The organism is Streptomyces sp. WAC05292, assembly GCF_003949955.1.
In the GTDB taxonomy this organism is placed as follows: domain Bacteria; phylum Actinomycetota; class Actinomycetes; order Streptomycetales; family Streptomycetaceae; genus Streptomyces; species Streptomyces globosus.
Genome location: NZ_RPSE01000244.1, coordinates 1 through 9,314, shown reverse-complemented (window position 1 = coordinate 9,314; position 9,314 = coordinate 1). Strand labels below are relative to the sequence as shown.

8 protein-coding genes are annotated in these 9,314 nt (G+C 74.9%); 2 read left to right on the top strand and 6 right to left on the bottom strand.

Going from position 1 to position 9,314, the window contains the following annotated elements; translation table 11 throughout:
* Positions 1-22 precede the first annotated feature (22 nt).
* From EF903_RS22300 to EF903_RS22290, 3 genes are read right to left on the bottom strand one after another with little or no spacing between them, the layout of a single operon-like run.
* Entirely contained in the window at positions 23-862 is an 840-nt protein-coding gene (locus EF903_RS22300) for a carbohydrate ABC transporter permease (protein WP_260615784.1), read from the bottom strand.
* Positions 859-1,791: a carbohydrate ABC transporter permease gene (locus tag EF903_RS22295; protein WP_125545874.1), complete on the bottom strand. Its 933-nt coding sequence runs from the start codon at positions 1,789-1,791 to the stop codon at positions 859-861. The genes EF903_RS22300 and EF903_RS22295 overlap by 4 nt, the downstream gene beginning before the upstream one ends.
* Positions 1,788-3,152 (bottom strand): sugar ABC transporter substrate-binding protein, encoded by a 1,365-nt coding sequence (locus EF903_RS22290; protein ID WP_125545872.1) that lies wholly within the window; start codon positions 3,150-3,152, stop codon positions 1,788-1,790. Before EF903_RS22290 ends, EF903_RS22295 begins: the two co-directional genes overlap by 4 nt.
* A 388-nt stretch (positions 3,153-3,540) precedes the next feature.
* On the opposite strand from EF903_RS22290, the gene EF903_RS22285 reads away from it, so the two are divergent.
* Positions 3,541-5,130 (top strand): PQQ-binding-like beta-propeller repeat protein, encoded by a 1,590-nt coding sequence (locus tag EF903_RS22285; RefSeq protein WP_125545870.1) that lies wholly within the window; start codon positions 3,541-3,543, stop codon positions 5,128-5,130.
* Positions 5,131-5,186: 56 nt separating this feature from the next.
* Here EF903_RS22285 and EF903_RS22280 read toward each other — a convergent pair whose 3' ends face one another.
* The 3 genes from EF903_RS22280 to EF903_RS22270 form a co-directional block, all read right to left on the bottom strand.
* Positions 5,187-5,549, bottom strand: coding sequence for a hypothetical protein (locus tag EF903_RS22280; RefSeq protein WP_125545868.1), 363 nt, complete (start codon positions 5,547-5,549; stop codon positions 5,187-5,189).
* A gap of 160 nt (positions 5,550-5,709) precedes the next feature.
* On the bottom strand, positions 5,710-6,642 hold the full coding sequence (locus EF903_RS22275; protein WP_125545866.1) for a serine/threonine dehydratase: 933 nt from the start codon (positions 6,640-6,642) through the stop codon (positions 5,710-5,712).
* A 43-nt stretch (positions 6,643-6,685) separates the two neighbouring features.
* Positions 6,686-7,336 carry a TetR/AcrR family transcriptional regulator gene (locus tag EF903_RS22270; protein ID WP_125545864.1) on the bottom strand — a complete coding sequence of 217 codons (651 nt, stop codon included), beginning with the start codon at positions 7,334-7,336 and terminating at the stop codon, positions 6,686-6,688.
* A 168-nt stretch (positions 7,337-7,504) separates the two neighbouring features.
* On the opposite strand from EF903_RS22270, the gene EF903_RS22265 reads away from it, so the two are divergent.
* The gene (locus EF903_RS22265; protein WP_260615780.1) at positions 7,505-9,187 is read left to right on the top strand and encodes a ricin-type beta-trefoil lectin domain protein; all 1,683 of its coding nucleotides are present in this window, start codon (positions 7,505-7,507) and stop codon (positions 9,185-9,187) included.
* Positions 9,188-9,314: the final 127 nt, after the last annotated feature.

Genomic DNA, 9,314 nt, shown 5'->3' with positions numbered 1-9,314 from the left:
GCGGGGGCGGGCGGGGCTGCGGTCAGAGTTTGACCGCTCCCTCGCCCACCCCCTTGAAGAAGAAACGCTGGAGGGCGAAGAAGAGCAGAACCATCGGCAGCAGTGCGGCCATCGCACCGGCGGCGATGATCCGCTGGTCGCTGGTGGTGGCGGCGCCGGCGAGGGTCTTCAGGCCGAGCTGGAGCGTGTAGTGGTCGCTGTCGGTGAGGACGAGCAGCGGCCAGAGGAAGTCGTCCCAGGCACCCATGAAGCTGGTCAGGCACACGACGGCCAGGGAGCCCTTCGCGGCGGGGAGGAAGACGCGGGTGAAGCGGGTCCACTCGCCGGCCCCGTCGAGGACGGCGGCCTCCTCGATCTCCAGCGGCACGGCCAGGAACGCCGACCGCATGATCATGATGTTGAGGACGGACACGGCCCCGGGGAGCCAGACCCCGACGAGGCTGTCGACGAGCCCCATGCCGCGGATGGTGAGGAACATCGAGACCATGACGGACTCGAACGGGAACATCAGCGTCGCCACGAGCACGGCGAACACGGTGCGTCGGCCCGGCCACCCGGCCCGGGAGAGCGCGTAGCCGCCCATCGCGGCGAACACCGCGTTCGAGGCGACGGCGAGGGCCGCCACGACCAGCGTGTTGCCGGTGTACTGGAGCAGCGGGAACGACTCGGCGACGCGGACGTAGTTGTCGAGGGTCGGCTGCGAGGGCAGGACGCCGTCGTAGACGTTCTCGGTGCGGCCGCGCAACGAGGTCAGGAACTGCCAGGCCAGCGGCCCGACCATCAGGACGAGCACGGCCAGGAGGAGGGCGTACCGGGCGGCGAGCGCCGCCGCGCGGCGGGCCGCGGGCCGGGGGCGGGTCACGTCTCGTCCCCCCTCGCCAGGCGGCGGCCGAGCAGGCTGAAGACGAGCGTGAGCAGGAACAGCAGCAGGGAGATCGCCGAGGCGTAGCCGGTTTCGCCCGCGAAGCCGAGACCGACCTGGCGGATGAGGAAGGGCAGGGTGCGGGCGCCTCCGCCGGGGCCGCCGCTCTCACCGCCGAGGATGTAGACCTCGGTGAAGACGCGCAGCGCCGACACGGCGGAGAGGGTGCCGACCAGCAGCATCATCGGCTTCACCTGGGGGACGGTGACGTGGACGAAGCGGCGGACGGGGCCGGCCCCGTCGAGGGCGGCCGCCTCGTGCAGGGAGGCGGGGACGTTCCCGAGGGCCGCCAGGTAGAAGACCATGTAGTAGCCGAGCCCCTTCCACACGGTGACGAGCATCGCGGAGACCAGCAGCATGGTGCTGTCGGTCAGGAACGGCACCGGCTCCGAGACGATCCGGAGCCTCAGGAACACGGTGTTGACGAGGCCGTCGCTGCGCAGCACCCACTGCCAGACGAGGCCGACGACGACCGCCGAGGCGATCACCGGCGTGTAGTACGCCGAGCGGAAGAACCCGATGCCCGGCACCCCGGCCTGCACCAGCACGGCCAGCGCGAGCGGCAGCAGCACCAGGCACGGCACGACGGCGAGCAGGTACAGGACGCTGTTGCCGGCGGCGGTCCAGAAGTCCGGGTCGCCGAGCGCCCGGCGGTAGTTGCCGAGGCCGACGAAGCCGCCGCCGGTCAGGATGCGGGCGTCGGTGAACGACAGGACCACGGTGTTGGCGAACGGCCACAGGCCGAACAGCAGCACCGTCGCCAGGCCGGGTGCGAGGAACAGGTACGGGCTCCACCACCGGCGGTGGAGGGGCCCGCGCGCCGCCCGCGGTGCGCGCGGTGCGCCGGACCGCCGGCCGCCGCGGGTCACCTGCGGGCCGCGTCGGCGAGCAGCTTGTCGGCCGCCTCCCGGGCCCTGCGCACCGCGGTCGCGGCGTCCTGCTCACCCTTGATCGCCTTCTGTACCTCGCGGACCACGGCGTCGCCGACCTGGTTGGTCCACTCGACGGGGGTGTTGGCGTCGAGGGCGGCGGTCTTCAGCTGCTCGGCGCCGACGGCCCGGGCGACCGTCTCGGCGTCGCGGCCGTCCCCGCGGTCGGCGAAGCGGGGGTCGGCGAGGCCCTGCGCGCTGGAGGGGTATACGGTCGCGTTCCGGGAGAACTCGACCTGGTTGGGCCCGTTGGTCACCCATCGGGCGAACGCGATCGCGGCGTCCGGGTGGCGGGTGCTCCTGCGGATGCCGAGGGACTGGGCGTAGATGCCGATGTGGCCGAGCCGGCCGGTGACGGCGCCGGCGACCCGGGTGTCGGCGTAGACCTGCGGGGCGTTGCGTTTGATGTCGCGGACGAAGCCGGGGGACCCGGGGCCGAAGACGAGCTTGCCGCTGCCGTACAGCTGGTTGACGTCGTCGGACGTGAGGAGGGACTCCTTCGGCATGGCCCCCTTGGCGTACAGGGACTTCATCCGCTCGACCCAGGCGACGGCCTCGGGGGTGTCGAACGCGAACCGGTCCCGGGCGGGGTTGAGGATCGGCACGCCCATCTTCTGCCAGTCGCCGGGGAGCCTGCCCTTCGGGTCGGCCATGAAGGCCGCGTACCGGCCCCCGGAGCGCTCCGCGATCCGGTCGGCGTGGTCGAAGAACTGCTCGACGGTGGTCGGCGGCCGGTCCGGGTCCAGGCCGGAGGCGCGGAAGAGCTCCCGGTTGTAGGTGAGGATCTCCGGGGTGACGTACCAGGGGTAGGCGAAGACGCTGCCGCCGCGGTCGGGGAGTGTGAACTGCTCCCAGGCGCCGGGGATGTACTCCTTCGCGGCGCCGGGGTCGAGGGCGGCGACATCGGCGAGGAGGCCGCGGTCGGCGAGGAGCTGGAAGGAGTCGGTGTTGAGGTTCACGACGTCGGGGAGGGCGCCCGCCTGGGCGTCGGCGACGAGTTTCTCGTTGTAGCCGTCGCCGGGGACGTCCTCCCAGCGGACGCGGACGCCGGGGTGCTCCGCCTCGAAGGCGTCGACGACGCCCTGTACGTACGCCGTGTACGCGGGTTTGAGCTGGAGGGTGCGGAAGGTGATCTCCCCGGAGACCTTTCCGGTGCGGCCGGCCTCGCCGCCGTCGGGTGCGCCGTCGAGCCCGCACGCGGTGGCGGCGAGGAGGACGCCGGCCAGGAGCGCGCAGCGGGCGGAGGTACGGCGGGGGCGGGCGGTTCGGGGCGTGCGAGCGGGCAGGTGCGAACGGGTCATCGTCGGCCGCCTTAGGGGAGTTCCGGCCTCGCTGCCGGAGCGCGGGGCCCACGCTGGGCCCCGCGGCGGACCGCGTCAATGCGGCCCTGCGCCGGGTGGCCGGGGAGCCGTGCCCCGTCCGGCGGCCCGGGGATCCGCGGGGAGGCCGGGTCAAGAGGGCGGCGGCCTGGACTGATGCCGACGGGGCGGGTGTTTCGGGCGGACTGCCGCCGTGCGGTGCCGGAGGCGGTCCGGCACCGCATGTTGACTGCATAGGGGCGGTGCCGCCGGGGCCGCCGCCGACGGGGTTCGCCCCGCGGGCGGGGACGGCGGCGCCGGACCGGCGCGGACCGGCGGGAAGTCCGGAAATACGATCCCGTGCGGGCGCCCCACCGGCCACACTCTTCCCATGACCGGTCGTGATCACGGTGAGCCGCCCCGGCCCGACGTCCCTCCGCAGCAGCCGCCGGCGCCCCCCGGCTTCGGCCCGGCGCCGCAGCCGTACGCGCCCGCGGCGCCCGTACGGGCCCCCCGGCGCGGGATGCCGCGCGAGCGGGCCGCGGTGGTCGCGGCGCTGGCCGCGGCCGCGCTCGCGGTCGCCGGGTTCGGCTGGGCCGTCCTCGGCGGCGCCGGCGGTGACCCGGAGCCGTCCGCGGCAGGCGGGGCGTCCGCGTCGCCGCCCTCCTCCTCCTCCTCCTCGGCCCCCGTGGACAAGGGCGACGGCAAGGGCACCGGCACCGGCCCCGACACCGTCGACCCCAATGCCGGGATCAAGCCCGGGGAGGCCCCGATCTGGCTGGTCGAGAACCGCGTGGAGGTCGCCGGGGCGGGAGCCCGGCAGTACGGCCCGTGGCGCGTGGGCGAGGTGGTGGTCCGGGCCGTGGACAAGGAGGTCGCCGGGTACGGGGCGGCCGACGGCCGGGAGAAGTGGAAGGTGCAGCTGGAGACCCCGCTGTGCGGGGTGCCGAAGGAGCCTGCCGCCGGGGGGAAGCTCGTCGTCGCGGTGCGGGAGGGCCAGGGGCCCACGACCCACTGCAACGCGCTCCGGCAGATCGACCTCGCGGCGGGCAAGGCGGGGTGGAAGGCCCCGGTGCCGCAGGAGAACGAGTACGACCGGCCGCTGGAGCTGCAGTTGGCGGTGTCGGGCGACACCGTGGCCGTCGCCCGGTCGGCTGTCATGAGCGGGTTTTCGGCCACGGACGGCAGGAAGCTCTTCGGGACCTCAAAGACGGGCAACTGCTACCCGGTGGCGTTCGGCGGCGGCGCCCGCCTGGTCCTGGTCCGCCAGTGCCCCGACCCGGGCGGCGCCCCGGGAGCGGTCCGTCCCCTGCTGGAGGAGGTCGACCCGGCGACGGGCGCGGCGAAGTGGGGCCACGCCTTCGGGAGCGGCTGGACCGTCGGCCGGATCCTGTCCTCCGATCCGCTGGTCGCGGCCGCCTACCACAGCGGCCGGAAGGTGTGGAGCCTCACCGCCTTCACCACGGACGGCAAGGTCCGCTCGCACGGCGAGGCGCCGTTCGGGACCGACCAGCGGTGCAACGGCTGGGGCGACGGCAGCGGCGACATGGGCGGCTGCCCGGCGGCCGTGGCCGACGCCGACACCCTGTACCTCGCCGGCGGCGCCCCCGGCCGCGAACTGGGCATCGACCTCACCGACCACGTCATCGCCGTGGACCTGGCCACCGGCAAGGAGAAGTGGCGGGCGAAGGCCCCCGACGGCCGCCGGATCTGGCCGATGGCCCTGGAAGGCGGCAAGGTCGTCGCCTACCTGTGGCCCGAGGGCAAGGCGGCGGGGGCGGTGGTCGCGCTGAAGCCGGCGGACGGCGCGCAGGAGGTGCTCCTGCAGAGCCCGGCCGGCGCCGCGGGGGCGCAGAAGGTCTTCTTCCCGCACGGCGCGCGCACGGCGTGGGCCGGCGGGCGGCTTTTCCTGCTGAACGGGCGGGTGAAGAGCCCGGAGCCCGGCCTCGTCCACCACGCGCTGCTGTCGTTCGGCAAGTAGCCGGGTCCGGCCCGCGCCCCGGCGGGGTGCGGGCCGGACCCGGCTGCTCCCGGCGGTCACTTGAGCGGGTACTGGACCTTCTCGGCGAGCTTGCCGTCCTTGAAGCAGAGGCGGTAGACGGTCTCGCCGGCCGCTTCGCCGTCGCCGTTGATGAACCAGGAGCAGGTGCTGCCCGCGGGCTCGGCCGGCCCGCCGCTCTTGAGGGCGTCCTTCATGAAGGAGTCGCCCGACGGCAGCTTGGCGCGGACGGCGTCCTCCGCGTCGCCGACCTGCACGGCGGCGTACACCGACGGGTCGATCATCGTCTTGTTCGCGGCGTCGACCACCTTGGTGAGCCCGAATGCCAGCGCGACCGCGCCGGCGATGCCGATGACCAGCGCCACTCCGCAGCCGATGAGACATCCCTTGCGCCGTGCCATGCCCGTTCCTCCGTGCGTCTTCCGCGTGCCGTGGGGTGTTTCCTTCTGACACGAGGACTTTCGCAGGACGTCAGGCGGCCGCGCTGTCCCCGAAAGTCGCAGGTCGGCGCAACGATCGTCGCGCCGGCGAGAGGCTGACTGCCGTCAGGGGCGGGCCGGTTCAGCTCCCGGCGGTCAGGTCCGAGGGGTCCGTGTTGGCCCCGCACAGCACCACGGCGATGCGCTCTCCGAGCGGTTCGCGGGCGGCCCGCACGGCGGCCAGGGCCGTCGCGGCGCCCGGCTCGACGACGATCCGGTGCTCCTCCCACAGCATCCGCCGGGCCGAGGTGATCGCGGCGTCGGGCACGAGGACCGAGCGGACGCCCCCGGCGCGGGCGGCGGCCAGGGCGTCCGCGGAGACGCGGGTGGCGCCCAGCGAGTCGGCGGCCACCGAGTCCACCGGGACGTCGACGGGGCGGCCCGCCTCCAGCGCCGCGGACAGGGCCCGGCAGCCCTCCGGTTCGGCGGCGGTGACGCGCACGCCGTGCTCCCGGGCGGCGGTGGCGACCCCGGCGAGCAGTCCGCCGCCGCCGACGGCGACGACGATCGCGTCCAGGCCCGGCAGGGCGGCCCGCACCTCCTCCAGCAGGGTTCCGGCGCCCGCCGCGATGAGGGGGTGGTCGTACGCATGGGAGGCGAGGGCGCCGCTGCGCGCGGCGAACTCCGCGCAGGCGGCCTGCGCTTCGGCGTACCGCTCGCCGACGAGGCGGACGTCGGCGCCGTAGCCGCGCAGCCGGTCCACCTTGATGCGGGGCGCGGTGGCCGGCAGGAAGACGGTGGCGGGTACGGACTGGGCGCGGGCCGCCCAGGCGCAGGCGAGGCCTGCGTTGCCGCCCGAGGCGATGGTGACGCCGGCATCGGGGAGCGTCCCGGCTGCGCGGTGCGCCGCCAGGAAGTTGTGGGCGCCGCGGGCTTTGAAGGAGCCGGTGTGCTGGAGGTGTTCCAGGGCGTACCAGACGCCTCCCCCGGCAGGCACCACGGCGGTGGGCCGGACGGCCCCGGCGATCCGGGCGGCGGCGGCGCGGACGGCCGCCGGGTCGAGCTGCTTCTCCACGGGGACGGATCCCTTTCGCTGGGGGGGCGGGGACTGTGGCGGCCTACCGGTGCGGGGTGCCGGGCCGGGAGGCGTCGATCAGCCGGCGCAGGGCGGCGGTGTACACGGCATGGTCGGTGAGGACGGGCAGGACCTCGGGCACGGCGGCCGTCAGAGCGGGGAACTCCTCCGGGTCGAGGGCGGCGATCGCGGTCCGCGAGGCGGAGGTGGCGGCAGCCGGGTCGCGGTGGTCGACGAAGGCGGCGCAGCCGAGGGTGAGCAGGTACATGCCCCGGTAGACGGCCATCGCCTCGGCGGGGGCCATCCCGGCGGCCGTGCTGTCCGCGAGCGAGGGCTCGACGAGCCGCGCCAGGAGCTCGCGGCCGGTCCACGGGCGGCTGCCGCGGAGCACGAGGAGCCCGGGGTGGGCGACGAGCAGGCGGTAGAGGGCGGTGAAGCGGATCTCGGCGGCCTCGGCCCAGCCGGCTCCGGCGGGTACGTCGGGCAGGCGGCGCGCGAGGTGGTCGGTGCACAGGTCCAGCAGGCCCGCGAGGTCGGTGCAGCGGCGCTGCACGGTGGCGTGGGAGACGCCGAGCCGGTCGGCGAGGGCGCGGAAGCTGAGGGCGCCGGGGCCGTCCTCGTCGATGATCCGCAGGGCGGCGTCCGCGATGGCCTCAGGGGTCGCACGGTCCAGGGCGGGTGATCTGCGCGGCATGTGATACAGCGTATCAGCCACTGTCACACAGCCGGGTGGGCCCCGATCGCGTGACGACCCCTACACCCATATTGCTGGTCATCACGGCACAAACCATCGGCTTGTGTTGACAGCGGGTAGTCGCACCGCTGCACTGGGCGCACCACCGCCCCCTCGCAAGGAGTCTCCGTGCCGCCTCGCCTGCGTGCGTCGCTCCCCTGCCTCACCGCGGCCGCCCTGCTCGCCCTCGGCCTGGCCCCCGCCCCCGCGGCCGCCGAGCCCACGGCGACCTCGGACACGCCGCTCGCCCTGACCCCGCCCATGGGCTGGAACAACTGGGCGCACTACATGTGCGACATCGACGAGGCGAAGGTCGTCGCCAACGCCGACGCACTCGTCGCGAGCGGCCTGGCCGCCAAGGGCTACGACACGGTCACCGTCGACGACTGCTGGATGACGAAGAGCCGGGACGCGGACGGCGACCTCGTCGTCGACACGGAGAAGTTCCCGCACGGCATGGCCTGGCTGGGCGAGTACCTGCACGCGAAAGGCCTGAAGTTCGGCATCTACCAGGACGCCGGCTCGCTCACCTGCGAGAAGTACCCCGGCAGCGGCTCCCCCGACGGCGGCGGCCCCGACCACTACGCCCGGGACGCCCGGCTGTTCGCGTCCTGGGAGGTCGACTACGTCAAGATGGACGGCTGCAACCTGTGGGTGCCGCCCGGCAAGACGAAGGAGCAGGCCTACCGCGACGCCTACAACGCGGTGGCGCGCGCACTGCGCGACACCGGCCGGCCCATGGTGCTGTCGGCGTCCGCACCGGCCTACTTCCAGCAGGGCGAATGGGGCTCGGCCGACTGGCACAAGGTCATCGACTGGGTGGGCGAGACCGGGCAGCTGTGGCGCGAGGGCAAGGACATCAAGGTCTACAGCCCGGCCGCCCCGGCCACCTCGCGCTGGAGCTCCGTCCTCGGCAACTACGGCTACAACCGCTGGCTCGGCCGGTACGCCGGCCCCGGCAACTGGAACGACCCCGACTTCCTCATCGCGGGCGCCCCCGGCCTGACCGACGCCGAGAGCCGCAGCCAGGTCGCGCTGTGGGCGATGATGGCCGCACCGTTCATCCTGTCCTCCGACGTCGCCGCGCTCACCCCCGGCGGGCTCGCCGCGCTCGGCAACACCGACCTGATCGCCCTGGACCAGGACCCGATGGGCCGCCAGGGCGCGGTGGTCTCCGCGAACGCCACGTTCGAGGTGCTCGCCCGGCCGCTGGCGAACGGGGACCGGGCCGTCGCCGTCCTCAACCGGTCCGCTGCCACCCGCGACATCTCGGTCCCGCTCGCCGACATCGGGCTGTACGGCTGCACGGTGACCGCCAAGGACCTGTGGAGCGGCGGCCGCACGGAGGTCTCCGCCAACCTGGCGGGCAGGCTCGCCGGGCACGACACGGCGGTCTGGCGGCTCACCCCGCACGAGGGCTGCGGGGACGCCGTCCCCACCGGCCAGATCACCGGCGACGGCGTGAAGTGCGCGGACGGCGCCAACACCACCGGCGTCGGCGCGGTCGTCCTCGCCGCCTGCACGGCCGCCGCCGACCAGCGGTGGGTCGCCGCGCCCGACTCGACGCTCCGGCTGGCCGGCCAGTGCCTGGCCGCGGGCGCCGACGGCCGCGTCGAACTGGCGCGCTGCGCCCCGCGGCAGCCCGGGCAGCGCTGGACGCACCGCCGCGACGGCGCCCTCGTCTCGGCGGCGTACGGGCTCTGCCTGACCGCGCCCGCTCCGCCGGCCACGGCGGACGCCCCGGCCGAGCGCCTGCGGCTCGCCGACTGCGGTGACCACCGGGTCGACCAGGCCTGGTCGCTGCCGGTCTGACGGTACGCCGGGCGGGTGCCCCGCGGCGCGGCCGCCGGACGCCCGCCGGACGGCGGCCGTCCGTACCCGCCCGGCGCCCCTGCCCGGGTCCGGGCGCCGAGCCACCCCCGCCGCCCGGCGCCAAGAC

Bases quoted from the DNA above. Each gene is read 5' to 3' on its own strand.
- EF903_RS22280 (WP_125545868.1), bottom strand. From the start codon at position 5,549: ATGGCACGGCGCAAGGGATGTCTCATCGGCTGCGGAGTGGCGCTGGTC.
- EF903_RS22285 (WP_125545870.1), top strand. From the start codon at position 3,541: ATGACCGGTCGTGATCACGGTGAGCCGCCCCGGCCCGACGTCCCTCCG.
- EF903_RS22270 (WP_125545864.1), bottom strand. From the start codon at position 7,336: ATGCCGCGCAGATCACCCGCCCTGGACCGTGCGACCCCTGAGGCCATC.
- EF903_RS22290 (WP_125545872.1), bottom strand. From the start codon at position 3,152: ATGACCCGTTCGCACCTGCCCGCTCGCACGCCCCGAACCGCCCGCCCC.